At 53.4% G+C, this 24,054-nt stretch carries 25 protein-coding genes; 17 read left to right on the top strand and 8 right to left on the bottom strand.

Features of this window, described 5'->3' with window-relative positions:
- Positions 1–47 precede the first annotated feature (47 nt).
- Both V5G20_RS25430 and rpmG read left to right on the top strand, forming a co-directional pair.
- Positions 48–1,256: a GTP-binding protein gene (locus V5G20_RS25430; RefSeq protein WP_338462700.1), complete on the top strand. Its 1,209-nt coding sequence runs from the start codon at positions 48–50 to the stop codon at positions 1,254–1,256.
- Between the two features lie 59 nt (positions 1,257–1,315).
- Positions 1,316–1,465, top strand: coding sequence for a 50S ribosomal protein L33 (gene rpmG, locus V5G20_RS25425; protein WP_039070397.1), 150 nt, complete (start codon positions 1,316–1,318; stop codon positions 1,463–1,465).
- Positions 1,466–1,567: 102 nt separating this feature from the next.
- Here rpmG and V5G20_RS25420 read toward each other — a convergent pair whose 3' ends face one another.
- The 3 genes from V5G20_RS25420 to V5G20_RS25410 all read right to left on the bottom strand — a co-directional run bounded on the left by V5G20_RS25420 (position 1,568) and on the right by V5G20_RS25410 (position 3,468).
- Positions 1,568–2,734 (bottom strand): cation:proton antiporter, encoded by a 1,167-nt coding sequence (locus V5G20_RS25420; RefSeq protein ID WP_003389886.1) that lies wholly within the window; start codon positions 2,732–2,734, stop codon positions 1,568–1,570.
- A 287-nt stretch (positions 2,735–3,021) separates the two neighbouring features.
- Complete coding sequence (locus V5G20_RS25415; protein WP_003389885.1) at positions 3,022–3,150, bottom strand: hypothetical protein; 129 nt, start codon at positions 3,148–3,150, stop codon at positions 3,022–3,024.
- Between the two features lie 36 nt (positions 3,151–3,186).
- On the bottom strand, positions 3,187–3,468 hold the full coding sequence (locus tag V5G20_RS25410; RefSeq protein ID WP_003389884.1) for a hypothetical protein: 282 nt from the start codon (positions 3,466–3,468) through the stop codon (positions 3,187–3,189).
- A gap of 224 nt (positions 3,469–3,692) precedes the next feature.
- Between V5G20_RS25410 and V5G20_RS25405 the strand changes: the two genes are divergently transcribed.
- Genes V5G20_RS25405 through V5G20_RS25390 form a run of 4 tightly spaced genes read left to right on the top strand, consistent with a single transcriptional unit; the run spans position 3,693 to position 6,215 of the window.
- The gene (locus V5G20_RS25405; RefSeq protein ID WP_035990024.1) at positions 3,693–4,292 is read left to right on the top strand and encodes a winged helix-turn-helix domain-containing protein; all 600 of its coding nucleotides are present in this window, start codon (positions 3,693–3,695) and stop codon (positions 4,290–4,292) included.
- Complete coding sequence (locus V5G20_RS25400; protein WP_311067834.1) at positions 4,289–4,543, top strand: hypothetical protein; 255 nt, start codon at positions 4,289–4,291, stop codon at positions 4,541–4,543. The genes V5G20_RS25405 and V5G20_RS25400 overlap by 4 nt, the downstream gene beginning before the upstream one ends.
- Positions 4,544–4,591: 48 nt before the next feature.
- Positions 4,592–5,173, top strand: a complete 582-nt coding sequence (gene clpP / locus V5G20_RS25395; protein WP_031932600.1) for an ATP-dependent Clp endopeptidase proteolytic subunit ClpP — start codon at positions 4,592–4,594, stop codon at positions 5,171–5,173.
- Between the two features lie 19 nt (positions 5,174–5,192).
- On the top strand, positions 5,193–6,215 hold the full coding sequence (locus V5G20_RS25390) for an NAD-dependent epimerase/dehydratase family protein (RefSeq protein ID WP_338462692.1): 1,023 nt from the start codon (positions 5,193–5,195) through the stop codon (positions 6,213–6,215).
- Positions 6,216–6,355: 140 nt separating this feature from the next.
- Here the strand turns inward: V5G20_RS25390 and V5G20_RS25385 are convergent, their stop codons facing one another.
- Both V5G20_RS25385 and V5G20_RS25380 read right to left on the bottom strand, forming a co-directional pair.
- Positions 6,356–9,508 carry a S8 family serine peptidase gene (locus V5G20_RS25385; RefSeq protein ID WP_338462690.1) on the bottom strand — a complete coding sequence of 1,051 codons (3,153 nt, stop codon included), beginning with the start codon at positions 9,506–9,508 and terminating at the stop codon, positions 6,356–6,358.
- Between the two features lie 191 nt (positions 9,509–9,699).
- Positions 9,700–11,352 (bottom strand): DUF6583 family protein, encoded by a 1,653-nt coding sequence (locus tag V5G20_RS25380; protein ID WP_024983334.1) that lies wholly within the window; start codon positions 11,350–11,352, stop codon positions 9,700–9,702.
- A gap of 493 nt (positions 11,353–11,845) precedes the next feature.
- Between V5G20_RS25380 and V5G20_RS25375 the strand changes: the two genes are divergently transcribed.
- The 7 genes from V5G20_RS25375 (at position 11,846) to V5G20_RS25345 (ending at position 18,662) form a co-directional block, all read left to right on the top strand.
- The gene (locus V5G20_RS25375; protein ID WP_024983336.1) at positions 11,846–12,745 is read left to right on the top strand and encodes a LysR family transcriptional regulator; all 900 of its coding nucleotides are present in this window, start codon (positions 11,846–11,848) and stop codon (positions 12,743–12,745) included.
- A gap of 135 nt (positions 12,746–12,880) precedes the next feature.
- Entirely contained in the window at positions 12,881–13,957 is a 1,077-nt protein-coding gene (locus V5G20_RS25370; protein WP_338462687.1) for a DUF418 domain-containing protein, read from the top strand.
- A gap of 101 nt (positions 13,958–14,058) precedes the next feature.
- A complete protein-coding gene (locus V5G20_RS25365; RefSeq protein ID WP_338462685.1) occupies positions 14,059–15,159 on the top strand; it encodes a citrate synthase/methylcitrate synthase in 1,101 nt (366 codons plus the stop codon).
- A 208-nt stretch (positions 15,160–15,367) separates the two neighbouring features.
- A complete protein-coding gene (locus V5G20_RS25360; protein WP_251255483.1) occupies positions 15,368–16,030 on the top strand; it encodes a hypothetical protein in 663 nt (220 codons plus the stop codon).
- Between the two features lie 234 nt (positions 16,031–16,264).
- Positions 16,265–17,287, top strand: a complete 1,023-nt coding sequence (locus V5G20_RS25355) for an NADH:flavin oxidoreductase/NADH oxidase (protein WP_003389870.1) — start codon at positions 16,265–16,267, stop codon at positions 17,285–17,287.
- 751 nt (positions 17,288–18,038) lie between these two features.
- Positions 18,039–18,308 carry a DUF2325 domain-containing protein gene (locus V5G20_RS25350; protein ID WP_024983340.1) on the top strand — a complete coding sequence of 90 codons (270 nt, stop codon included), beginning with the start codon at positions 18,039–18,041 and terminating at the stop codon, positions 18,306–18,308.
- A 141-nt stretch (positions 18,309–18,449) separates the two neighbouring features.
- The gene (locus V5G20_RS25345; RefSeq protein ID WP_024983341.1) at positions 18,450–18,662 is read left to right on the top strand and encodes a YezD family protein; all 213 of its coding nucleotides are present in this window, start codon (positions 18,450–18,452) and stop codon (positions 18,660–18,662) included.
- 264 nt (positions 18,663–18,926) lie between these two features.
- Here V5G20_RS25345 and V5G20_RS25340 read toward each other — a convergent pair whose 3' ends face one another.
- Positions 18,927–19,412 carry a hypothetical protein gene (locus V5G20_RS25340; RefSeq protein ID WP_122958070.1) on the bottom strand — a complete coding sequence of 162 codons (486 nt, stop codon included), beginning with the start codon at positions 19,410–19,412 and terminating at the stop codon, positions 18,927–18,929.
- 76 nt (positions 19,413–19,488) lie between these two features.
- Between V5G20_RS25340 and V5G20_RS25335 the strand changes: the two genes are divergently transcribed.
- The 4 genes from V5G20_RS25335 (at position 19,489) to V5G20_RS25320 (ending at position 21,394) form a co-directional block, all read left to right on the top strand.
- Complete coding sequence (locus V5G20_RS25335) at positions 19,489–19,914, top strand: hypothetical protein (protein ID WP_141334161.1); 426 nt, start codon at positions 19,489–19,491, stop codon at positions 19,912–19,914.
- Between the two features lie 204 nt (positions 19,915–20,118).
- Complete coding sequence (locus tag V5G20_RS25330; protein WP_003389862.1) at positions 20,119–20,661, top strand: TetR/AcrR family transcriptional regulator; 543 nt, start codon at positions 20,119–20,121, stop codon at positions 20,659–20,661.
- A gap of 50 nt (positions 20,662–20,711) precedes the next feature.
- Positions 20,712–21,026, top strand: a complete 315-nt coding sequence (locus V5G20_RS25325) for a DMT family transporter (protein ID WP_003389861.1) — start codon at positions 20,712–20,714, stop codon at positions 21,024–21,026.
- 17 nt (positions 21,027–21,043) lie between these two features.
- Positions 21,044–21,394 carry a DMT family transporter gene (locus V5G20_RS25320; RefSeq protein WP_003389860.1) on the top strand — a complete coding sequence of 117 codons (351 nt, stop codon included), beginning with the start codon at positions 21,044–21,046 and terminating at the stop codon, positions 21,392–21,394.
- Positions 21,395–21,538: 144 nt separating this feature from the next.
- Here V5G20_RS25320 and V5G20_RS25315 read toward each other — a convergent pair whose 3' ends face one another.
- Positions 21,539–22,864, bottom strand: coding sequence for a DUF4129 domain-containing protein (locus tag V5G20_RS25315; RefSeq protein WP_039070403.1), 1,326 nt, complete (start codon positions 22,862–22,864; stop codon positions 21,539–21,541).
- Positions 22,861–24,054, bottom strand: coding sequence for a DUF58 domain-containing protein (locus V5G20_RS25310; RefSeq protein WP_338462678.1), 1,194 nt, complete (start codon positions 24,052–24,054; stop codon positions 22,861–22,863). Before V5G20_RS25310 ends, V5G20_RS25315 begins: the two co-directional genes overlap by 4 nt.

The following is a 24,054-nucleotide window of genomic DNA, read 5'->3' as shown; positions in this document are numbered from 1 at the left end:
TTATTTGTTGCGCATCACAATCCACAAACAGGGAGTTGTACATAGGCATGAGTGACAATCGGATTCCGGTAACAGTACTGAGCGGGTATTTGGGAGCAGGCAAAACAACATTGCTCAACCACGTGTTGAACAATCGGGAAGGGATGCGAGTCGCGGTCATCGTGAATGATTTGAGCGAAGTGAATATTGACGGGGAGCTGATTGCCCAGGGAGGCGGGCTGTCCCGGGTCGAGGAAAAGGTAGTGGAGATGTCCAATGGCTGCATCTGCTGCACATTGCGGGAGGATTTGCTGACAGAGGTGGAGCGTTTGGCCACTGAAGGGAAGTATGACTACATTCTGATCGAATCGACCGGGATTGGCGAACCGGTGCCAATTGCCCAAACCTTCACGTATGTCGACGAGGAAATGGGCATCGACCTGTCCCGCGTTTGCCGGCTGGACACGATGGTGACGGTCGTAGACGCCAACCGTTTTTGGCACGACTTTTCCTCCGGAGAAAGCCTGCTGGAGCGCGGTCAGGCTGCTGCAGAGGAAGATCGCCGCGATGTCGTGGATCTTTTGATCAGCCAGATCGAGTTTTGTGATGTGCTGATCCTAAACAAGTGCGATCTGGTGGAGCCGGAACAACTGGATGAACTGGAAGCGGTCCTGCGCAAATTGCAGCCGGATGCCAAGCTGATCCGGACCAGCCGGGGGCATATACACCCGAGGGATATCCTGAATACCGGCTTGTTTGACTTTGAAAAAGCAAGCCGTTCTGCCGGCTGGATCAAAGAGCTGGAGCAGGGAGAGCATACGCCGGAAACGGATGAGTACGGCATCTCTTCCTTTGTCTACCGACGCAAAAGACCGTTTCACCCGGAGCGCTTTGCGAGCTGGCTGGAGGACTGGCCGGAAGAGGTGGTGCGGGCCAAGGGCTTTTTCTGGATCGCGACGCGCAATGACCTGGCCATGACGCTGAGCCAGGCAGGAACTTCGATTGAAATCGGCGCCGCCGGGTACTGGGCCGCAGCTCTGCCTGAAGCGGAGCGGGAGGCCATCCTGGCAGAAGATCCGGAGTGGGCGAAAACATGGGATGCCGACCATGGAGATCGCCAAACCGAGCTGGTGTTTATCGGCATGGAGATGAACAGGGAAGAGATTGAGCAGAAGCTGGATCGGTGCTTGCTGACTGAGGATGAGTACCGCGGAGATTGGAGCGCGATTGCCGATCCGCTCCCGACAGCAGATACTGTCGTGGAAACAGCGCTGTGAGAAACAGCCGAATCATCAATGGGCTTTCAAAGGATGCAGCCCAAAAAGGAGGAGCGTAGATGCGCGTACAGGTAACGCTGCAATGCACAAAGTCAGGAGACCGGAACTACATCACGACGAAGAACAAGCGGAATCACCCCGAGCGGCTTGAATTAAAAAAATACTCTCCCCGCTTAAAAAAGCACACTTTGCACTGCGAAACTAAGTAAAGCTGCGGCATCCATGAAAAAACTCTCTGCCGGTTCGTCCCGGGCAGAGAGTTTCTTTGTATGCTGAAGCCAGTTGGTTCTTGGCAGATGCATTGCATGCAGCTACGCTTCTTTTCTCAGGGCAATTTGCTCTTTCCCTGTCTCTTTTTCAGAGAAGAAGATCTTCATCATCGGCGGGGTCACGATCGTGGTCACAAGGACGACGACGATCAATACAGCAAACATGCTGTCAGCCAAAAGCCCCGCCTCAAGTCCAATCGATGCAATGATCAAGGCGACCTCACCGCGAGACACCATCGCGGACCCGATGCCCCACGAGCTGCGCCAGCCGAATCCGGACACCTTTGCGCCGAGTGCTCCGCCGATAAACTTCGTCAGGACGGCCAAAATGCTAAGGCCGACAATCAGCCAGAGATGATCGACAATGCCGTTGAATTGGGCCGACACCCCGATTGAGGTGAAGAAGACCGGTACGAAGATGGAATAACTGATCGTTTCCACTTTTTCCGTTACTTCATGGCGATAATTGGTCAGGCTGATGGCGATGCCGGCGATGTACGCGCCGATAATGGCGGCCACTCCGGTGTATTCCGCCAGGTAGGCGAACAGGAAACAGATAATGAGGGCGGCCGTTACGACCGCTTCCGTCACTTTCAACGGAGCAAATTTCCGCAAGACCCACGGAACGACTTTCCAGGAGAGCAGGATGACGACCGCGAAGAAGGCCACTTTCTTGAGTACGACCATTCCCAGATTGACATCACCGCCCGCAAAGCTCATGACAAATGCGAGTGCGATGATGACCAGCACGTCGTCAATGACGGCGGCTCCCAGGATGGTTGCGCCTTCTTTTGATTTCAGCTTGCCGAGCTCCTTCAAAGCCTGGACGGAGATGCTCACACTGGTGGCAGAAAGCAGCAGACCCAGGAATACAGACTCCAGTGTGGGCAGTCCCATGGCCATTCCGGCAGCGTATCCGAGAGCGAGCGGAACGACGATGCCGACGACGCCGACATTCATGGAGGATTTTCCGCTTCGTTTAAATTCGTCTATATCGGTCTCCAACCCGGCAATAAACATCAGGAGGATGACACCGATTTGGCTGATCTCTTTCAGAATCTCCGTATTTGAGATCAGGCCGAGCACCGAAGGGCCCAGGATAATCCCAATCAGCAATTTCCCGAGGACGGAAGGCTGTCCGAGCTTGGAGCTCACTTCTCCGGCAATTTTGGAGGCGAGCAGGATCACAGCCAGTTGGAAGATTAGCATACAGTATCCCCACCTTTTTCTAAATTGTTTGCAAATGGAAAACAAGCAAAAAGAGCCTGCCACCACTGGCTCTTTTGCGAAAAAAGGCAAAAGAAAGCCACTGGTGACAGGCTCCTCCTAAAAGTTCGTGCTTTTTAAATTATATAATCATTATATCCGAATGCCGAGGTAAAGTAAAGACGTATTCCTCATTTTGCGAATGGGAAAACGTGGGATTTGGACAAGAAGAAAAACCAGCCTGACCGTAATGCTGCGGCCAGGCTGGTTGCCTATTTCCAATAATATGTTCATTTAAAGTAATCGGTCATCTGAGCAAACACATCAGCGAGAGCGTGCAAGCTTTCTGCTGTCTGGTAAGCAAACAGCGGGAGTGCAATTACAGCCAACAAAGCTTCTCCGATATACTTGGCGATCATACTGATCAACCTCCTTATTTACGACAGATTTTCTGATCATGCCGGAAACAGGAGTGCCGAGCCGTCGTTGTCGCTGTCTGCATACCGCAAGCGTCGCAGAATCAGTCTGCGCTGCGGCTGCCTTGCCGCCGTCGGATACGTCTCGACCAAGCAACGATTGATAGAAGGTTCGTAAGTATCGCTAGAACGCCAGCCATTAGGCAATCTCTGCGGACGACACCAGTTCTGTATGTAGGAAACAGAGGTGTAGCAGCCCGCGAACAAGGCGAGCAAGGCGAAGAAATCATCCAGCGAAAACAGAAGAATCAGATCTTCCATCGGTGATTTCCCCCCTTTTGATTGGCGCTGGCAAGAACCTCGGTTCTTGGTACCCCATATTGTAACTCCGTTCCGGGAGTGGGTGCAACCCACAAAATCTGGAGCAGCTTTATCACTGGCTGATACATGGATTGCAAAAAAAGGCCTTTCCACCATTTGACAAAAGGGAGATTCACGTAATAAAATATTTTTACGTGAACAATAAGTTTTCCGAGGTGTATATAATGGATCAACAAGTATTGGAAACGTATGTCGTCGAGTCGCCGGATCAGGCCATGGCTCTGCTCAATCCGCTGCGGGCGGAAATCCTCGGCCGATTGACCGAACCTGCCTCCGCGGCCGAACTGGCCCGCGGGATCAACGAAATCCCCCAACGGGTCAATTACCATCTCAAGGCGCTGGAAAAGGTCGGTTTGGTACGTCGGGTCGGTACGCGGCAGGTGAGAAATCTGGTAGAGGTGCTGTACCAGGCTATCGCCCGGACCTACATTTTGTCGGAGACGCTTAACTGGCCGAAAGAGACCGTCGACCGGATCAAGGATCAAGGGTCGCTGTCCCATCTGATCACGGCCGCCGAACGGATTAAGCGGGATGCCCTTACACTCCTGGAGAGATCGGATCAGCAGGAGGAGGTCCCGAGTGCGACGGTCGATACCAGTATCCGGCTGGCAACAAAGGAGCAGCGCAGCGCTTTTGTGCAGGAGTACGTGCAGTTGGTAAGCCAGCTTGTCGAGAAATATCAAGCACATGACGAGACAGAGGAAGCGTATAAAGTTGTGCTGGCTGTTTATCCCCAAATCGCCCAGGGAGGAGAAGAGAAATGATGCCGGTAATGAAAAAGCAAGCAGTAGTCATTTGGGAAAGTGATGTCAGGCAGCAGGATCGTTCGGTCATTCCCTTTCCTACGCGAGAGCGCAGCCGTGGAACGGTGGAGCAGGAAGCGACGGTAACCAGTTGGACAGTCGGGCCCAAAGAGAATCCCGCTACTGTCACCATCGTGTCGTCCGGCTTTGAAGCGGCCGAGCGCAAACAGGCAGCCCCTCAGGCTATGCTGGGCAGGAGAGCTGCCGCGTAACTCTTCGTTGTGTGGAAATGAGTAAACAAGAAGACAGGAGGCATGAACATGAATCTGATACCGGTTGTAGTGGAGCAAACCAGCTATGGAGAGCGTTCTTACGATATTTACTCCCGTCTGTTAAAAGACCGGATCATCTTTTTGGGCAGCGCAATCGACGATCAAGTAGCCAATGCGGTAGTCGCCCAAATGCTGTTTCTGACAGCGGAGGACCCGGAAAAGGATATTCATCTGTACATCAATTCCCCGGGGGGCTCTATCACGGCGGGGATGGCCATTTACGATACGATGCAATTCATTAAGCCTGCGGTTTCTACGATCTGCATCGGGTCTGCCGCCTCGATGGGTTCTTTCCTGCTGCTGGCAGGAGCTCCGGGTAAACGCTACGCCCTGCCCAATGCGGAGATCATGATCCATCAGCCGTGGGGCGGGAGCCAGGGACAGGCAAGCGACATCAAAATCCAGGCAGATCGGATCCTGAACCATCGCCGCTTGCTGTTTGAGATTATCGCAAAGCGGACCGGACAGCCGGTTGAAAAAGTGGAGCGGGATGCCGACCGCGATTATTTCATGGCCGCAGAGGAAGCAAGAGCGTACGGAATTGTCGATAAGGTAATCGAAAAACTGTAGCGCGGGGGAGAGATGGGAGATGAAAGTCCTGGTGTTGGGAGGGACTCGTTTTATCGGCCCGCATGTGGTCAGACAGCTTGTCTCGGCCGGTCACGAAGTAGCGGTGTTCAACCGCGGCGAGTTGAGAGCAGATGGTGGATTTCCTGATGAGGTGAGACGAATCATCGGGGACCGAGCGCAGCTGCAAAGCTATCGCCAGCAGTTTGCCGAGTATCAGGCAGATGTCGTGATTGACATGTTTCCTTATACCGAGTCCGATGCGACGAGTATGATGACTGTTTTCGACGGAATTGCCGATCGTGTCGTAGCGATCAGCAGCTGTGATGTATACAGGGCGTTTCAGATATTGAACCGGATCGAGGAAGGCCCTGTCGAGCGCGGGCTGCTGACGGAGGAGTCGCCGCTGGGCGAGAAGCGGTATCCGTTCCGCGGCATGAGAGACGACAGACAGGATTACGACAAGGTGCTCGTAGAAAGGGTCGTCATGAGCAGCCCCAGCCTGCCGGGAACGGTACTCCGCCTGCCGATGGTATACGGCCCCGGAGACTATCAAAACCGCATGTATCCGTATCTGAAGCCGATGATGGACGGCAGACGGTACATCCTGCTGGAAGAGGGGCTGGACGATTGGCGCTGGACCCGCGGATACGTGGAGGATGTGGCGGCAGCCATCGTTTTGGCAGCGGAGGACGAACGGGCAAAGGGGGAAATCTTCAACGTCGGGGAGTCGGACAGCTACTCGCTGCGTGACTGGATCATGGGCATCGCGGCACAAGTTGGCTGGCAGGGGAGTATCGTAACGGCAGCTCCCGACATGCTGCCCCCCTCCATGCAACTGGGGATAGAGACCAGCCAACACATCGAGATCGATACGGGGAAGATTCGCCGTCTGCTCGGTTTTTCCGAAAAAGTTTCACGCGCAGAAGCTTTTGCCCGCACGATCGCCTGGGAATCCTCCCATCCTCCCGCAGCAGGGGGACCAGACTCACGTTTATATGCGATTGAAGATGAGATTCTCACTGCTTTGGGGAAACTTGCGTAGAGGGAAATGATGGCGATTATCGTGGAGGGTGAAGATCTCCAACCCTCCATGGGCAGCAGGGAATAAACGGATGAAACAATAGAGAAGGGCTGCCCCGTCCAGTAGGTTCCTACTTTTCGGGGACAGCCCTTCTTGCGGTGTTATCGCGATTCTTCTCCAGCTTCCAGCTTCACTTTTACTTTCACTTTTTCAGTTTGATCCGGGTTGTCTTTGGATGCAATCGTAACCCAGAGTGTGACGGTTTCATTGCCTTCTTCCGGCAGTGCAAGCAGTACGCCCGCATTGTCGATCAGCTCGGGATGGGAGCTTTCGGTGACGGCATAGGTCACTGCATCAGAGTCTTCCGGCAGTTCCAGAACAGCCTCGCCTACTTTGTCAGTATTGACGACATTGCCTTCAAATTCCTCAGCCGCTTGCTTCAGGCTATCGTCGTTCTTCTCCGTTGTCCGCTTGCCTTTTTCCGTTTCGTTGATTTCCAGCTTGAACGACTTCCAGATCTCATACGTTTCGACGACCTGTTCGCCTCTCGGCAGATCAGGGTCGACTACTTGTGCCACCAGGCGCAGCTTGTAGACGCCTGGATCCAGCTTCTTCGGTATGAGAGAACCGTTCACGTACGTGCCGTCGATGTTGGAGAAGGTGATCGGGCCGGGAGCAAATGGTTTGTAATCGTTAAACAGAGCAGCCATCGTACCGATGTACGTGTCATCCATGCTCCAGGCTTCCAGCTCGATCACATTGACGCCTTCAGCCTGGAGCAATGCTTCTACAGTGATCGTATCGTTTTCGCCGTCACCGTCCGGAGACAGGATGGCGCTGGACAGCTTCATATTGTCGAGGCCAAAGTGGGTATCCTCCGGCTTGTCGCCCACGTGGATGACGAACGGAAGATGGAGCTTGGGAATGCTGCGATCGGAGCTGCGCAGGACAACTTCACCTTCGTACACGCCTTCCTCCGCATCCTCCTGCGGCTCTACAGTCAGGGTAAAGGTTTCAATCTCGCCGCCGTCTACGGTGATATTCTTGGTCGACAGCTTGACATCGATGTTGTTCGGGTCCGGTGTATCCTTTGGACGATAAGGATCGGTGGTTACCGAGCTGTGCATGTTGACCTCGGCTCTGTAGCTCACTTCTTTATCGGACGTGTTCTTGACTTGCAGCGTTTGCGAAACAGGCTTGCTGCCTGCTTTCAGCAGACCGAAGCTGTAGTTGGAGCCGTTGTATTCGATCGTCTCCGCTTCAAAATCTTCGTTTAAGATGGTGAGCTGCTCTACTGTCTGCAGCAGGGCAGGAGTTTTCATCGCCGCAAATCCATCGACGCGGCCTGCTCCCTGGGAGTAAACGTCGTAGAGAACATCCTCTTCCTCATACAGCGGCTTTGCCGTATTGGACAGAGCGGCTTTTACGTCAAAGGGAGTCCATTCCGGATGGGCCTCCTTCAACAGGAGAGCAAGGCCGGCAACGTGCGGGGTCGCCATGCTGGTTCCGTTGGAGCGAGCGTATGCCTTCTCGTAGCTGGCACCGTCGATCAGCTTGGACCATGCCGGATAAGCGGACAGAATGGAAACCCCTGGGGCGCCTACATCCGGCTTGATCGAGTAATTGTCGCCAAGCACGGGACCGCGGGAGCTGAAGCTGGCTACCTTGTCTCCATTGTCACTGGTGGTCGGATAGTCGCTGGAGAAGGTAAGGGTGACAGGGCTGGACGGATTGTTCAGGAGCTGCAAGGCGAGAGCCCGTCCTTCCGTTCCCTTCATGTCAAAGGTAGGGATAGCATCCATCTGGTCGCCCAGTATGGTGTCCACATAACCGCCGCGATCTTCCGGCGGGAGATTGAGGTCTGCCTGTCCATCGCCGTCTTTGTCGTTTCCATTAAAGACGATTACCGCTACAGCGCCAGCCTTTTTCGCGTTGATGATTTTGTCAGTGAAGGCGAGGGTGCCGCGGGACACGAGAGCGACCTTGCCAGCTACGTCTACCTTCTCAAAATCTTGAACCGAGCCCAGGTTGGCGTACACGACAGGGAGCGGATTTGTGCCGATCAGCTCGCTGAAATTGTCTTCCCTGATCTGCCAGGCCATGACGTGGAATTGGTAGTCTTGGCCGAGAGATGAGCTGGCGGAAGCGTCGTACAGAACGCTTGGAGAATTCACTGCCGCGACAGAGATCGGCAGCTTCGCTCCTGCCGGGGAGCCAGCCGTGTAGTAAAATCTGCCCGGCTCGTCGGAGGCGGCATTGCCGTTGGCGACTACAGTGATGACGCCTGCGCGCATCGCGTTGTTGACCGCAATCGAGTCGGGGGAGTCGGCATTCTTTTCGATGTCTGCCCCGAGTGACAGGTTGATTACGTCCATGCCGTCTCTCACCGCTTTTTCGATACCGTCGATCACCTGTGCGGAGCTGCCGCCTTTTCGTCCGAGTACCCGGTACACGTAGAGATCGGCCTCATAGGCGATCCCCTTTACCTGCACATCGGACGTTTTGTTCTTGGCGCGGCCCACAATCGTCCCGGAGACGTGCGTACCGTGCGAGGAGCCCTCGTAGCCACCTTCGCCTTTTGCATCGTCATCGGGCGAGATGGGCGCCTCTTCATACGGGTCCTTGTCATTGTCGTAGGAGTCGTAGCCGCCTTTGTAGGCATCCTTCAGGTCAGGATGCAGATAGTCGACACCTGTATCGATGACACCGACCTTCACCCCTTTTCCGGTGAGACCTGCATCCCACATATCCAGGACGCCAATCTGCTTGAGGGGAGCGATATCGTACTTGAATTCGCGGCCATTCATCGCGTCAAGCTCGACATCGGGGATGGTGTAGATCGTGTTTTCATAAACCGCTTTTACCTGCGGCAGGCTGGCCAGACTCTCGATTTCGTTGGCAGGCAGCGTCATTTCCATCCCGTTGAAGACATGTGAAAAAGTGCGTTCTACATGTAGATCGATATTTTTCTTGCGCGCTTCCTTCAAGAAGGAGGTTTGTTCGCGGGAGACACGCGATTCAGCCGAGCGCGTGGCAGAAGAGCGCGAACCGCGTTTGTAGGACGCTTCGCTCGCGGCAGGTTCTCCTTGCAGCTGGACGATGACGCTTACCTCTTTCCGCGATGTTGTGTTCAGGCGGGGAGAGATTTTGGCTGTTGCTGCTCCCTGCTCCACTACTGCATTGGTGACGCTGTTCAGCTTTGACAGCTCCCGTTTGCTCAGATCCTCGGAAGCGTAGACACCGCCGGGAGCAACGCTGAACAATAAGGCTGCGGAGAGGGATAAGGGAATGAACGATTTCGCTTGTTTTTTCACACATTCTCCTCCTGTCATTTGATAGAATTCTAAATATTGGTAATTATTCGTCTGGAGAAACTGTATTCCTTCAAAGGAAAAGTAATTTTTTATATTCATTGCAAGGTTTTGCCATTTTTTTATCGACAAAAAAACCTCTTTCTTCAAAAGAAAGAGGTTTTTTGTCGAATCATCCGAACGAAAGCCCGGGTTTATTGCATAGGAGGCATGAACTCTTGGAACAGCTCCATGTTTTTCATCATAAACTGTTGGGCAGCAGTGCCTACTTCCTGCTGAATCTGCATCATTTCTTCTTCTGTCACAGTCGCGACGTTGACCGCATTGTCAGCGCTCAAGCTCGGCATGGTAATTGCCTTGCCGAATTCTTCCTTGAACTTGAGGTTCATGCTCAAGCTCTTTGGCATGTCAGGAGTGGATTGTTCAAAGTTCACCTTGAACGTGCCGTCAGTATCGCGTCCGTTTTCTGTTTTGGTTACGGCTGATGTCACTTGGCCGGTCAGGGAGATCGTCTCCGGATCAGAATCGGACTTGGCTTTCAGCGTGAAGTCGTACGTGCCGTTTTCCTTGTCGGCTTGCTTCGTTGTCTCGAATTTGGTTGTCAAGTCGAGCAATACGTCCGGCTGGGCGTCAAACAGGAAAGCTACCGTTCCTGTTGTTTTGTCGCCTTGTTTGTTTGCTTTGTAGCTGAGGGTCATTTCGCCTTTTTCGCCGCCATCCTCAACGAACAGGGAGTAGCGTTGGTACGTATCTGCTCCGTTTTTGAAGCCTACGCTGGACCAGATGTTTTGTTCTTTTTGGTTCTCTTCGACAAATACCAGCTTGCGGGAAAGAATCTGATGGTCTCCATCTACGAGAACGATCATTTTCAGCTGTTCTTTGGAGTTTTTTGTATCTTTCAGATCCTTCAGTGCATCGTCGAAAGCTTTTTCGTATTCCTTCTTGAACTCATCCTTGGAAAGCTCCTGTACGTCAGGGTATCCGCTGTCGATGAGCAGTGTTGATACGTTGTGGTAGCGGTTGTAGATCAGGTCGAACAGCTTTTCATCCGCTTTTGCCTTTTCGGCCATTTTCGTAAACAGCGCTTTCGCTTCCTCGGCGTTGAAGGTGACAGTGATTTCGCGTGCGTCTGTCTTGTAGCCTTCCTCGGAGAAAGAGGCGTTTTTGTTCATCGCGATCTGGGAGTCTTTCAAGCTTTCAGCGTACATCAGCGCATACGGAGCGAAAATGCTGGATACCTCTTCGCGGCTGAATTTGATCGCTTCATACATATCTTTGTTGGTAACCAGGCGCTTCGGCAGCTCTTCGCCGAGCTTTTCCTTGATCACATCGCGGTCTTTCAAATCAACATAGCCGTACTTGGGGTAGAAGTCAGGGAAACGGAAGCCCATCTTCGTATCGTCGACAAAATACTCCATGTTGATCAGCTTGTTGTCTTTGAGATGGATTTCAAAGTTGCCGGACTGCTGCCGCTTTTGTTCATCCGCATTCGCTTCAACGACAAGCTTGGCGCTCTTCAACAGGTCCAAAACCTTTTGAGCCTGCGGGTCCGGAATATCTGCGTCAATGTTGAATTGGCTCAGTTCCATCGTGGAGTGAACAGGCTTCTCCAGGTAAGGCTTCATATATTTTTCGTATTCTCCAAAGGACTGGGAGGCATCGTCTGCCAGTTGCTTGACATTGTTGGCCTCTGCCTCTAAATAAATCGTTTTGGCACTTTTGAACAGGTCCAGCTTGGCGTACGCAGTACCCAATCCGCCTAGAATCGCAACCCCGACTGCACCGGCGATCAGCAGCGCCTTTTTCGAGCTTTTGCGAGGCGGGGTCACGTTTGTGGTGGTCTCCATTTTCTTCCTCCTCAAATATTTTCTCTCTGTAGGGGCAAAAAAAGACGTTTCTCGCCCCGATTTCGTATTGTACCACATAAAGAGGGCAAAGATGTCGAAAATTGGTAATATGTTTAAAAAAGAGGAAGATGGAACCAGGAGAAAAGGGGGGGTATCCTGTCCGTTGGCTGGATTTCCTGTCGTGTTTCGTGATAATGGTAGACAAGAGAACGGCTGACAAGACGGCAAAAGTCCCGGATATTTCCGGTCGGTGGACACTGCCTGTGACAAATGTGGCGATGGCTTGCGCAAAAAAAGAGTCTTCCCTTCCTGTACGCCTGTCTGCATGGCAAAATAAGAAGTGCCGAGCCTAAAGCAAGTAGCAGGTGCTTCGCAATATTGGCAGCAGCATGGGGACGTTTTTCTTTGCGATATAGAATAGAATGGTGAGAACCCGGTACGACCCGATCATATATACAAGGGTCAAGCCTGCAAGGATAAAGGAGGGGGACCTTTGGATTTTCGCGTTTTGCAGACGTTTGTGATGGCTGCAACCACAGAGAATTTCCATCAGACCGCGGAGGCGTTGTTTATCGCGCAGCCAACAGTCAGCCAACATATTCGCATTCTCGAGACCGAACTGGGGTTGAAGCTGTTTGAACGCGTCGGAAAGCGGGTCCGCTTGACGCCCGCAGGCAAGCGCTACCTGCCGCACGCAAGAGGACTATTGGAGCAGTGGCATCACGGATTGGAAGATCTGATGGCGTGGCGGCAGGGCTACCGCGAGAAGCTTCAATTGGCTGTCTCGCCGATCATTGCCCGAACCCGGTTGTCCCATTTGATTCATCGCTACACCAAGCTTTATCCGGATGTGGACTTGTCGATCAAGCTGGCTGATTCCGTCGAGATTGGGCCATTCGTTCAGAGTGGACAGGCTGATATCGGATTGACGCGAATGATTCCGGGTGAGCTGCAGCTTTCCGCCTACAAACTGTACGAAGACCCGGTCGTATTTGCCGTGCCGCATTACGGTGGAGACATGGAGGCACCGCTGCCTGACTGGGAGCAGGAGCTGCAAACGAAGCGACTGTTGACCCACAATCACCCCGGCTACTGGGACGATCTGCTTTTGCTGCTCAGACAGCGGGGCTTGTCGCTTCGGACCATGGCCGTTTCCCAGGTCGATATTACCAAATGGTTTATTGAAGAAGGTCTCGGGGTTTCCTTTTTGCCGCGCTCAGCGATCAGCCGGGAGCTGTTTGAGAACCGCTTTATCGAGCTGCCTACTCCCGGGCTGACTGTTCCCAGTGCGGCTTCCTACCTGCTCGTTCCGAAAACAGGCTTGAGCGAGGCCGCACAGCACTTTGTCGATATTTTGGAAGCCTTGTACTCACCGATGGAGACTGTGCATTAGCGTGCCCCGGTAGAGAAAAACGAACAGAGATTACAAAGCTGTAAGCAAACTGTAAGGAATATCGCTGGAACAGCTTTCTTTTCTTTTAGTATACTCCTTTTTGTTTAGTGTGATTAAACAAAGGGGTTGAAACCAATGGGGGCGGAACCCATCGCTAAAAGAGATCGGATCTTTTCCATCGACATCGTCAGGGGGATTGCTCTGTTTGGCATTTTGATCGTAAACATGCCCTCTTTTCTTATTTATACGGAAGAGATGCCGATGCCGGAAGAGACGGGGATTAATGCGCTTTTGAGACTGCTGTACGATGTAATGATTCAGACCAAGTTCTATAGTATTTTTTCATTCCTGTTCGGCCTGGGATTTTTTATTTTCATGTCTCGTGCTGAGCAGCGGAGGGACAAAGTGTATTGGCGCTTTACCCGGAGGCTGCTGGCCCTGCTTTTGATTGGTATTGTGCATATGGTGATTTGGTTTGGGGATATTCTGACCGCTTATGCTGTCATCGGATTTTTGTTGATACCGTTTTATCGGAGAAAGACATCAACCATTCTGGCTTGGGCGGGAGGCACAGGGCTTCTGTACACGGCGGCAAAGGCGATTGTGCTTTGGCAAACGCTGTCGGGCGTGGAAATAAACTCCTGGGCAAGCGCTATTGGCAGCGACATTCTCGCCATTTTCGCGATGTTCCTGCTGGGCTTGTATGCAGGGAAGCGCGGCCTGATCAGTGCTGTGGCTACGCACGTTAAGCTTTTGAAAAGCGTCTGTCTGACCGCACTGGTGCTAAGCATTCCAGTAGAATGCGCCATGATTTGGACTTATGTACATCCGGGAGAAACGATGGACGCTGCCCGAGAAATGATGGTCCATCTGGGAACTCTGCCGACTGCCTTGTTTTTTATTGCGGGCCTGTTTGTTCTGTTGACGAAAGAAAGGATCCAGCGCGTGCTGCGACCTTTTGGATACGCAGGTCAAATGGCGTTGAGCAACTATCTCGGGCAGACATTTCTCGTGATGACGATCACTCATTGCTTCCACATCCAGCCGATGCCGCTTATTCAGTGGTTGTACCTGGCTATCGGCATCTTTGCCTTTCAGTTGGTCGCAAGCTCGATCTGGATGAGATATTTCCAACGAGGACCGATGGAAACCGTCTGGCGCTTCATGACGTATGGGCGCCGAAGGACAAAGCCGGCGACGCCTGCCAATTGATTGCAGAAAGTGATCAAAACCCCTGATTTCTTCTATTTCCCTTTGTGTTTTTTAATCGATATACTTAAGGGAAAGATACGGAGAAAAAAGGAGTGGTGATCATGACAACACATACGTTAGCAATCGGTTTAGACGGGATTGCCGTAGCCGAAACGAATTTAAGCTTAGTGGATGGCCAAAACGGACTCCTGGTTTACCGCGGCCACTGGGCGCGGGATCTGGCGATTCATCACACCTTTGAGGAAGTCGCTCACCTGCTCTGGTACGGGCACCTGCCGAGCGCACAGGAGCTTGCCGAGCTGCAAGACAAAATGAAGGCCAACCGGGAACTGCCTGCACATGTAAAAGGCATTCTCGATCTGATACCTGCGGATGTCGATATGATGAGTGTGCTGAGGACCGGCGTCTCTGCGCTGGCTGCTCCCGATCACGCATGGCCGCCAAGCCTCGATCAGGTGATTTCTCTGACCGCGAAAATGCCGACAATCGTCGCTCACCGCTTTGCCCGCCTGGCTGGACGCGAACCGCTCAATCCCCGCCAGGACCTGAATCATACAGCCAACTACCTGTATATGCTGAAAGGTCAGGAGCCGAGTCCGGCGCATGTCCGGGCCCTGGATGCCTACCTGATCCTCACCCAGGAGCATGGCATGAACGCATCGACATTCTCCGGACGAGTCGTCGCCTCGACTCAATCAGACCTGATCTCTTCGATCACAGCGGCAATCGGCGCATTGAAAGGACCGCTGCATGGCGGCGCTCCTTCTGAAGTAACGGAAATGATCGAAGCCATCGGCACGAAGGAAAACGCAGAGCCTTGGCTCCGCGCCAAGCTGGAAAACGGCGAGCGTTTGATGGGCTTTGGCCATCGCGTTTACAAGACAATCGATCCACGGGCGACAGCGCTTCGCGTGGTAGCTTCCCAGCTCTCTGCCGACGATCCGTGGTTTGACCTGGCGACCCACGTGGAACAAGTCGGCTTGAAGCTTTTGGACGAATATAAACCGGGCCGCAAGCTGCATACCAACGTAGAGTTTTTTGCCGCAGCAGTGATGCGTGCCGTGGGCCTGGATGACTTCCTGTTCACGCCGACCTTCGCCGTGAGCCGTGTGGTAGGCTGGAGCGCTCACGTCCTGGAGCAGGCGAGCAACAACCGGATTATCCGCCCGCAGTCCAACTATATCGGTTCCATGCCGGAATAAAGGAAATAGGAAAAGTTTTTGACGACCCCCGAAAGGCGGCCATACAGGTTGCCCAAGGGGGTTTTTTCGCTTCCTGCAACGAAGAATCTGCTTCTTCGAAGAGCTTCAATGGAAGCTTTTTTTATGTTTGTCTATGATATTTATTTACAGAAAATAGTGAATTCAGCTCGGATGGCGTATAATGAAGGGGAGGCGGAAGGGGGTTGTCATGAAACAGATTGCATACCTAATAGTGGCTATCGCAATTCTAGCGGGCTGTACCACAGAGAAGACGCAGCCTCAGGATGTGTTTGATCAAAGGACCGCATCCGTCCAGGGACAGCAGGAAGCAAAGGAAACACCCGTACCGGATACTGCTAAGCCGGGTGCCAATCCAGAGCAGGGCACGGGGGCTGCCGCAGCCGGCAGCGAACCTGGTCAAATTGAAAATGCAGCAACGGGACTATTTGATATTACATTAATTGCGGGCAAGACGGAAGAAGAGGTTTCCGCAGTACTGGGGACACCGATTCAATCCGAGAATGGCGAAAGGATACTGACGTCCACAGAAAAGCAGATGCCGTACAGACAAAATGATTATACGGTTGGAATCGGGACGATCAGCGTCATATTTATGGACGGGAAAGCCGTGCGGATTAAGCTGTCGATAGAGAAGGGAGCGCCTTACAAATATCCGGATGATATCATGAAGGTGATGGGAGCGTTGGGGCTGACGGTCAATTCGGCAGGCGTGCCGGCAAAAAAGGACGCCGTCTCCGCTTCCTTTACATATGTGGACGGCTTTTATCTGCTTGAGATGAAAAGCGACTCTCCTGACAATCCAGGCCACCTCGGCGAGGTTGTTCTCATTACAGAAGATCTGTATGAATGAGGAGCACTGGACTGCCCGCAAGTCGGAACGCTTCGGCTTGTGGGCTTTTGTTTTTCTTGATTGAGGAAAATGGCGGGCCATCAGAGAATGGCGGAAGGCCGCACCAGTTGTATCGGGTGTCTCTTCCTGTCAAAACTGCAACGAAAGTGTCAAGAAGCTTTGCCAATCGGGGGCGCTTTTGAGATGATAAACGTACCGAAAGAAAAGGAAGGAGCTGGAGCTAACAGTATGGCTATGATCAAGCTGGATTCCCCATTTCAGTACAAAGGGTTGTCGCTCAAAAACCGTATCGTCATGCCCCCGATGTGCCAGTATTCCGTAGAGGCCAAGGACGGCGCGCCGAACGATTGGCATTTCGTCCACTACGTATCCCGGGCTGTCGGCGGTACCGGACTGATCATCATGGAAATGACCGATGTGGACCCGGACGGACGGATTACCGATTACGATCTCGGCCTGTGGTCTGACGAGCAAGTTCCCGCCTTCGCAAGAATCATCTCCGAAGTGCAGAAATACGGAACGAAGATCGGCATCCAGATCGCTCATGCTGGACGCAAGGCGCAGGATGCGGAAGTGCCTGTCGCACCGTCGCCTATCGCATTTAGCGATCAGTTCAAGACGCCGCGTGCCCTCACCACGGACGAGGTGAAGGAAATGGTCGGGCTGTTCCGCGATGCAGCGCGGCGGGCTGTCGAAGCTGGCGTAGACACCATCGAGCTGCACGGGGCGCACGGCTATTTGATCCACCAGTTCCACTCCCCGGCTACCAACAAGCGGAGCGACGAGTACGGCCAGGACCCCGCGCTGTTCGGCATCGAAGTCATACAGGCTGTCAAAAGCGTGCTGCCGCCGGAAATGCCGCTGATCATGCGGATATCGGCAGTCGAGTATATCGACGGCGGCTACGGATTGGAATACAGCACCGAGCTTTGCCGGCGTTACCGGGAGGCGGGCGTGGACATCTTCCACATCACCAGCGGCGGAGAAGGCCCGATCGGTTCGGGTGGCCGCCCCGGCATCCATCCCGGCTACCAGGTCCCGATGGCCCGTGCGATCAAGGAAGCGCTTGACGTCCCGGTCATCGCCGTAGGCATCCTCGACGACCCCCATCTTGCCGCAGCGACGCTGGGCAACGGTGACGCCGATCTGGTCGCCGTCGGCCGCGCTATGCTCCGCGACCCGTACTGGGCGCTGCACGCGATCAAGCAGCTAAACGGCGAACTCGTGCCTCCAAAGCAATACGGACGGGCTTTTTAAGGAATGCTGTTTTGTCTCAGTTAGATAAACAAAGCAAAAACGATTGGCGTGACCGACCCGTTGCGATATCGGAACGAAGCTTTGTTTCCACAAGCAGATGAATAAAAGTCTAAAGAAACAAGAAGCAAGGAAAGGCCTTCCCAATAAGAAGGTCTTTCTTTTTTGCGTCTTCCTTGATTCTCCTTCTAAAAATACCGGTAAAAACGAAAAGCTGTAGAGATGAAACAGGGAGAAAACAGCGAAGGTCTTTGGGACACCGCCCAGGCTCCATTCCAAAAGCGGAAGCTGCCCTTAGCGTCCAACTCTGAATCGCATCTTTGAAAATACTGCTTTTGGACGCGGCTTCCGCTTTTGAAATGGGGCCGGCCAGTACAGCCCCCCAGCAAGTGTCCCACCGAACCTGAAGTGTTTTCTCCCTGTTTCATCTCCTCCACTATCGCGCGAACACCCACCATTTTTAAAAGCACGAAACAACGATGAATTGCAATTAATTACCAGCGGAAACAGTTCACACCACAAACAGCCGTTGACAGGCAACAACGAACTTTTTATAATGATGTAAAAACCTATAAAAATACTTGGGATTACGCGCGAACACTGCGAAACCGACTGGACAACTGGAGGTTTCCCCGCAACCAAGGGGCTCTGCTTGTCTTTTGACGATCAGGAATACACGAGAACAGCAAGCGAACAGAAATCACGAACGGATTGTACGGTATTGAAAAAAGGAAAAGGTCTGGAGGGAGAAGCGATGTCAGCAGTTTTGGTCATTGGCGGAGACCGCTTGGGCAATATCACCGATGTGCTCCACGGACGCGGTTACCGGCAAATTTATCACGTCACGGGACGCAAACATTCCCAGTACAAAGTGAACATCCCCGCTGATACGAAAATGATCGTAGTGTTTACGGATTTCGTCAATCACAATCTGTCTTGTCACGTAAAGAGCCAGGCGAAAGCCAAAAAGCTTCCGATTGTCTTTTGCAGACGCTCGTGTACGATGATGGAAAAGGTGTTGTAGTACTTTTTTGGCCTTTAAATCCGACTTATATGATATGAATAATGCAGATTATTCATTTCTTTAATCGCGCCAGGTCCGGATAACCCGCGACCATGCAATCGAGAAAGCAAATCAAATCGGGCATAAACAGGAGTGGAACGTATGTCGAACAAAGGACATGGAAAATCCGTTGACACCCGTCTGGAGATGATTTTGCAAGCTCTTGAGGGGCTGGAGTACGGGACGCTGAACATCATCGTGCACGAATCGCAGATCACCCAGATCGAGCGGACCGAGAAAAAGCGGTTTCCGCTGGAAAAAACGGCCACGCCCAAGGAGAGGCTGCCGGTCGGACGCACACGGCAAGGCGGGTGATTCGCACAATCGAAAGAAAGCTTCCTTACATACAAAAACATAGGCAGGATAGCTCTGCTTCTTGGCTAAGAAATGAGCTATCTTTTTTTGTTCTCGTCCGCAGTGGTAATATGTGGCAACCTGTGTCAGGAAGGAGCCATACCGTGATCATCGCCAAACAAGTATCTTACGTAAATGGGCTGCATTATACGATTCGATCCGCCGTCCATTCCCGTGGAAAACCGCCCAGTCTCTACAGCCACCACCGTGTCTGAGAAATAAGCTTCACATCAGATTTCTCATCGGCGCCCAGCGCTTCCGCTTCACGCATTCGGTCGACCACATCCCCGCAGCCGGGAACGATGGCAATGCACTGAATCTTCTCTCGCTGTTTCCCTCAAAGTCAACGCAGGAGATGGCGAAAATCGATGTTAAACGATCGATTAAACACGGGGTATCCGTCTCTTTTACCCGGCAAATCATGCCGACATGCCCGTTTCCTTCCCGCCAGAAAGGCTGCATAGTTTGGGCTTCCAACGCTTCCATGATCGCACCGCCAGTACTGATGGGCCGGCTGGTGTCCATGGGCAAGTGACAGGTAAAGACCGAGAGCTGCTTCTTGCGGATTGCCTGCAAGAGCTCGGGGCGGATCGGGAGAAAGCTTCTTCCCCACACCCCGCGAGGATCGCCGCATTCCATCAGGAGCGCATGGGATTTTAGATAGAAAAAGGGAACGGCGAGGTGGATGGCGTGCCCGTATTTGTGAGCCATGACGGCAAGGGACAGGATCGCGTTTTGTTTCGGAAGGAATTCCGGTAGCTGCTATGCCAGAAAAAAGCCCGAGCAAATGAAAGAAAACAAAGCAAACAGCCACCGACTCTGGTGGCTGTTTTGTCTGAAAAAAACGGAGGGCAAAGTAAAGGCAAAGGCAAGGCTATACGGCTCATTTGCGGCCTTTTCATCGCAGCTTGAAACCACGGCTGCTTTCGCGCACCCGGCCGATACGGGAGGTGTGGTGGTCGGGATTGGCGAGGACGTGCAGGCTGAGAAAAAGCGCTTTTGCGGGAAGGTAAGAGATTGTCACCCGCTTGCCAAGCCACTGCTGCAAGCCCTGCATGATTTCCTCTCCTCTTCCATTAACCATTTGGTTCATTCATTTTTAAAAATGGCAAAAGCGAAGACAGACATTATTCACGGGAAGGGGGGCTGTCAACGGAAGCCTTGCGAAGCTGCGGCGGGAGATGAGCAGCATGCGAACGAGCCCAGGGCATGAACAACACTTGAGCGAGCCCAGGCCCTGAGCAACACGGGAACAAGTCCGGGACATAAGCAACACGTGAGCGAGTCCTCGACCTCGAACAACACTTGAGCCAGTCAGTCTTGATAGGGTGATAGGTGGAATAGATAAAAAAACGTTGAAAACTAAACCGTCCAGACGGTACACTAATGATGTGGACAAAACAGGGGGGCATGACATATGCGTTCATCTAAACGCGTTGACATAATCGAGGCCGCGACTCGCGTCATTCTTTCCGAAGGAGCAGCCCAGCTCACTTTGGATGCCGTTGCCAAGGAGGCCCAGGTAAGCAAGGGAGGCCTTTTGTATCACTTCTCAACCAAAGAAGCCTTGATCGAAGCCATCGTCATCTATGCCAAGGAACAAGTCGAAAAGCAATTCCAAGCCATTTACGATGAAGACGATGACCCTCGCGGAAGATGGACTCGGACGTACTTGAAGCTGACGGGCGACGACAAGTCAAAAAATAATGAGCTGTATTCGGCATTGTTCAGTGGAGTGATGGAGAACCGAGAGCTGCTCCGTCCTTTGGAGGACTGTTTTTTGCAGTTCTACGCCAAGACCGGAGAAGACCAGATCGACCCTGTGTTAGCCAATATCATCTACCTCGTCGCGGATGGACTGTGGTATAACGACATGTTCCAGTTCAATCCTGTAAATGACGAGATGAAAGCGAAAGTCATCGCGAGATTAATCCAGCTCACCAAGGGAGAATCGGATTGAGCGGAGCTGGCCTGGAATTGCACGTACACAAATGAGAGGGGAAAAGAATCATGGCCTATGTATTTCTGGGGGCAGCGATTGTCCTGGAGGTATTCGCTTCTACCATGTTAAAGCTGTCCAACGGTTTTTCGCGCTTTTTGCCGAGTGTCGGCGTGGTGATCGGTTACGGAGCGGCCTTCTATGCATTGTCCCTGGCGCTGAAAGCACTTCCGCTGGGGCTTTCGTATGCGACCTGGAGCGGCGTCGGGACGATTCTGACCGTGCTTGTGGGCGTGTACCTGTTTAGAGAAAAAGTAAACAAGCAAGCGATCGCAGGCATTGCCATCCTGATCATTGGCATTGTCCTGCTGAATCTTGCGAAATAAGTGGGAGGTTATCGGTTGTGACAGGTGTGATCTATTTAAGCTTGGCGATAGCGCTGGAGACGTTCGGCTCTACGATGCTGAAAATATCGGAAGGCTTTACGGTTCTCTGGCCCTCCATCGGTGTGGCCATCGGTTTTTTGGCCTCGTTTACGTGTCTGAGCTTTGCCCTCAAGACGATTCCGCTCTCCACGGCCTATGCAACCTGGTCAGGAGTAGGAACGGCTTTGACTGCTTTGATCGGGGTGTTCGCTTTTCAGGAAAGCCTGAGCCTGATCAAGGTTGTTGCGCTCGTCCTTGTTATCGTGGGAATTGTCATTTTGAACAAAGCGAAGGAAAAATCGGATGGAGAGGCAGAAGAAGCCGCCTAGATGTCACTTCCGGTTTGGCGGGGAAAAGGAAAACCCCGCGTGAGGAAGAGAGGCGTATTCCTTGCTTCATTTGGCGATTAGTCCGGTATACTACGGTGCGAAGACGCATGAAAGAGAGGGTGTCCCAGTCGGGCACCCTCTTTCCTATTCCATAGTCTTTTGTATCGTTTCCACACAATCCCGCAGGTCGGCCAGCTCCTCCGAAGACAGCGGCTTTTCCAAATACCGGTACTGCTCATAGTACCGCGTGATGCGTCCAGCCAATTCGAGCGCGTCCGGATGAGGCCACTCTCGGCGCAGGCGTCGCAAATACTCCTGGCTTGTCTCGAAGGGCTCGATTCGCAAGCCGGCATCTGCCATGTGCAGCAAAAAGCGGTAGTAGCTGTAGCGAACCGGGTCTTCCTCGGGGCCTGCCGTCTTTTTCCGCAGCTCGTCCAAATTCCAGATCGGCCGTCCTTCATTGGCTCCTTCATCGGTCAGTTCCTGCAAGGCGGTTTCAGCCTGGACGGGGATGTCAGCAGCGCTCAGACTTGCAGTCCGCCGTCTCCGCTTCCAAATCGCCCAGCCCACCGAGGCCGCCACAACGACAACAATACCCCCGATGAGATACGGCTCCCAAAGCGAAAATAATGGCTCTCCGGCAAACTCCATCTCGTCCAGCGGGAGTTCATCCGTTGCTTCCGTAGACTCGTTCATCAGGTCATTCACTCTTTGGTTGTTCCCCAGAGCGCCTGCCAGCTGTTCTATCAAATTTCCGGCCGCTCGCAAAGCAGGCCCGAACAACCAGTAGAGCGCGTCGCCGAGCGGCTTTTTGGCAACCCCCCAAAGGAAGCTCAAGACAAGCAGCAAAAGACCTGTCACCGCCGTATAGCCAAGGGCCAGCAGCAGGCGCGATCCGAGCAATTGCCCGCCCAGAGATGCAGCATACGCTGACGGCGGAAAAGCTCCCTTCGTGTCCTGCCGCGTCAAATACTCACCTATACTGGAGAGCAAATAGCCGCCGAGTATCAGCACCAAAACGGGGGACAGCTGCTTTGCGTCGTAGACCGCGTCTTTCATCATCGACCCGAACAAGGCGAGAATCGCCAAATGGAAGAGCGAGATGCAGAGCGCGATCACGAACAGCCGCTGCAGTGTGGCCCGGGTATATGTGAGCGTCGAGAGGGCATGGACCCGCCAGAAAAATAGCGCTGCAGCAAGAGCGGCAAGCAGCAGGGAGCCAAACAAATAGTACACGAGAACACCAGCCGCAATCACCAGCGGATAGAGCAAAAAGTGAAGCATGATATGACGTCCGCCGCCCTCGTACAGCCAGAGGCCCAGAGCGAGAAGAGCAGTGGCGCCGCAGGCAAAGCCGGCTACGCTACCCGGCAGGGAGGGAAGCCAGCCGATCAGCATCAACAGCACAGCGGCCAGGACGGATTCCTGCCAGAAGAGAAAAGACTGGCGGATCAGAAAGGATCGGCTCATCGGCAGCTCACCCTCCTTTGATTGGCAGCAGCAAGTCCGTAACGGCGAATGACAGGCTGGTCCTGCGACACGTCCAGCACCGTGATGTGATGGCCGCGCCGAGTCAGCCGCTCGATCATTTCCAATGCCGGTTCATCCAGCCGGGGGGTCACGATGACGATTCGCGCTTCTGCGGCGCTTTGCTGCTCAAGCCGGTGCAGGACAGCGGCGAGGGATGTCGGCGCGTACTGGTGGAGCTTGGCCAGATGGGTCATGATCTGGATGTGATGCGCCTTGCCGCTTCCGGCAGTCTGGTGGTAATGCTCCCGGCCGCGCTGCCGGACCGTCAGCAACAGCTCGTAGGACAGCGATTGTCGGCGGCAAAGGACGGACAGCGCTGCCAGGCCGGAGATAGTCCGTTCGTTGACGGCATCGTTGTGTTTCTGCAGAACCGGCTCGTAGGAGGGCAGGATGTGACCGATCACGATCCACTTCGGATTTGCCGTCGGCTCGAACAGCCTTGTTTGCAAGAGTCCGGTTTTGGCGCTCGCCTTCCAGTGAATATGCTTCAGGCGATCGCCGGGGGAATACGCTCTGACGCCCCGCAAAAAGGTAACGTCCTCTATCGGGTGGCTTCGCGTGACACGGCTGCCCTCCGGCTCGCTTGTTCCCGTATCCAATGGGGGAATGGGCAGCGGCAGCGGATACACGAGCACCGAAAAGGAGAAGGGGAGCACAAGAGCCTCCGCTGCTTCGCCAAACAGCGGAATGGTTTCAAACTGGGCTTCGCCAAGCCAGAGCACGCCTCGTTTGTGCGGAGTGATCACGAATGTCCGCTCCGCGGTTTTCCGCATCGGCAGATGAAAGCGAAAGCGTATCCAGGTTCGCGCATTTCGCTCCACCACCTCGTCTGCCTGCTCTGGGACAACATGGTCGGGCAGGGAAAATTGGACCAGCGTACCCGGAAGCGGCAGCCAGGAACGGTTGTGAAGCCGCAGCCGGACGGTGATCGGCGTGCCGGGCATGACCCGGCTTTGATCAGCAGACCATTCCACCTGCACCCACCGGGTCAGGTTTCTAGCCCACCAGCTAGCGAGCCCGGACATAAAAAAGAAGAACCCGCCGAACAGCCAAAGAAACCAATTGCCTGAAAACAGGGCAAAGATCAGAAGTATAAAGCCCAAACCGTGGTACGTCTGCCGCGTGCTCAT

This window comes from Brevibacillus borstelensis (assembly GCF_036700025.1).
GTDB lineage: Bacteria > Bacillota > Bacilli > Brevibacillales > Brevibacillaceae > Brevibacillus > Brevibacillus borstelensis.
Note: the sequence above shows the minus strand (reverse complement) of the source record. Positions and strands in the feature narration are given on the sequence as shown.

What these genes read in the sequence shown, in the direction of transcription:
- V5G20_RS25325 (WP_003389861.1), top strand. Translation starts at nt 20,712, where the DNA reads ATGGCCTATGTATTTCTGGGGGCAGCGATTGTCCTGGAGGTATTCGCT.
- V5G20_RS25345 (WP_024983341.1), top strand. Translation starts at nt 18,450, where the DNA reads ATGTCGAACAAAGGACATGGAAAATCCGTTGACACCCGTCTGGAGATG.
- V5G20_RS25390 (WP_338462692.1), top strand. Translation starts at nt 5,193, where the DNA reads ATGAAAGTCCTGGTGTTGGGAGGGACTCGTTTTATCGGCCCGCATGTG.
- V5G20_RS25365 (WP_338462685.1), top strand. Translation starts at nt 14,059, where the DNA reads ATGACAACACATACGTTAGCAATCGGTTTAGACGGGATTGCCGTAGCC.
- V5G20_RS25340 (WP_122958070.1), bottom strand. Translation starts at nt 19,412, where the DNA reads ATGGCTCACAAATACGGGCACGCCATCCACCTCGCCGTTCCCTTTTTC.
- V5G20_RS25350 (WP_024983340.1), top strand. Translation starts at nt 18,039, where the DNA reads ATGTCAGCAGTTTTGGTCATTGGCGGAGACCGCTTGGGCAATATCACC.
- V5G20_RS25355 (WP_003389870.1), top strand. Translation starts at nt 16,265, where the DNA reads ATGATCAAGCTGGATTCCCCATTTCAGTACAAAGGGTTGTCGCTCAAA.
- V5G20_RS25415 (WP_003389885.1), bottom strand. Translation starts at nt 3,150, where the DNA reads ATGATCGCCAAGTATATCGGAGAAGCTTTGTTGGCTGTAATTGCACTC.
- V5G20_RS25335 (WP_141334161.1), top strand. Translation starts at nt 19,489, where the DNA reads ATGAAAGAAAACAAAGCAAACAGCCACCGACTCTGGTGGCTGTTTTGT.
- V5G20_RS25380 (WP_024983334.1), bottom strand. Translation starts at nt 11,352, where the DNA reads ATGGAGACCACCACAAACGTGACCCCGCCTCGCAAAAGCTCGAAAAAG.
- V5G20_RS25420 (WP_003389886.1), bottom strand. Translation starts at nt 2,734, where the DNA reads ATGCTAATCTTCCAACTGGCTGTGATCCTGCTCGCCTCCAAAATTGCC.
- V5G20_RS25330 (WP_003389862.1), top strand. Translation starts at nt 20,119, where the DNA reads ATGCGTTCATCTAAACGCGTTGACATAATCGAGGCCGCGACTCGCGTC.
- clpP (WP_031932600.1), top strand. Translation starts at nt 4,592, where the DNA reads ATGAATCTGATACCGGTTGTAGTGGAGCAAACCAGCTATGGAGAGCGT.
- V5G20_RS25310 (WP_338462678.1), bottom strand. Translation starts at nt 24,054, where the DNA reads ATGAGCACGCGGCAGACGTACCACGGTTTGGGCTTTATACTTCTGATC.
- rpmG (WP_039070397.1), top strand. Translation starts at nt 1,316, where the DNA reads ATGCGCGTACAGGTAACGCTGCAATGCACAAAGTCAGGAGACCGGAAC.
- V5G20_RS25315 (WP_039070403.1), bottom strand. Translation starts at nt 22,864, where the DNA reads ATGAGCCGATCCTTTCTGATCCGCCAGTCTTTTCTCTTCTGGCAGGAA.
- V5G20_RS25400 (WP_311067834.1), top strand. Translation starts at nt 4,289, where the DNA reads ATGATGCCGGTAATGAAAAAGCAAGCAGTAGTCATTTGGGAAAGTGAT.
- V5G20_RS25430 (WP_338462700.1), top strand. Translation starts at nt 48, where the DNA reads ATGAGTGACAATCGGATTCCGGTAACAGTACTGAGCGGGTATTTGGGA.
- V5G20_RS25370 (WP_338462687.1), top strand. Translation starts at nt 12,881, where the DNA reads ATGGGGGCGGAACCCATCGCTAAAAGAGATCGGATCTTTTCCATCGAC.
- V5G20_RS25410 (WP_003389884.1), bottom strand. Translation starts at nt 3,468, where the DNA reads ATGGAAGATCTGATTCTTCTGTTTTCGCTGGATGATTTCTTCGCCTTG.
- V5G20_RS25360 (WP_251255483.1), top strand. Translation starts at nt 15,368, where the DNA reads ATGAAACAGATTGCATACCTAATAGTGGCTATCGCAATTCTAGCGGGC.
- V5G20_RS25405 (WP_035990024.1), top strand. Translation starts at nt 3,693, where the DNA reads ATGGATCAACAAGTATTGGAAACGTATGTCGTCGAGTCGCCGGATCAG.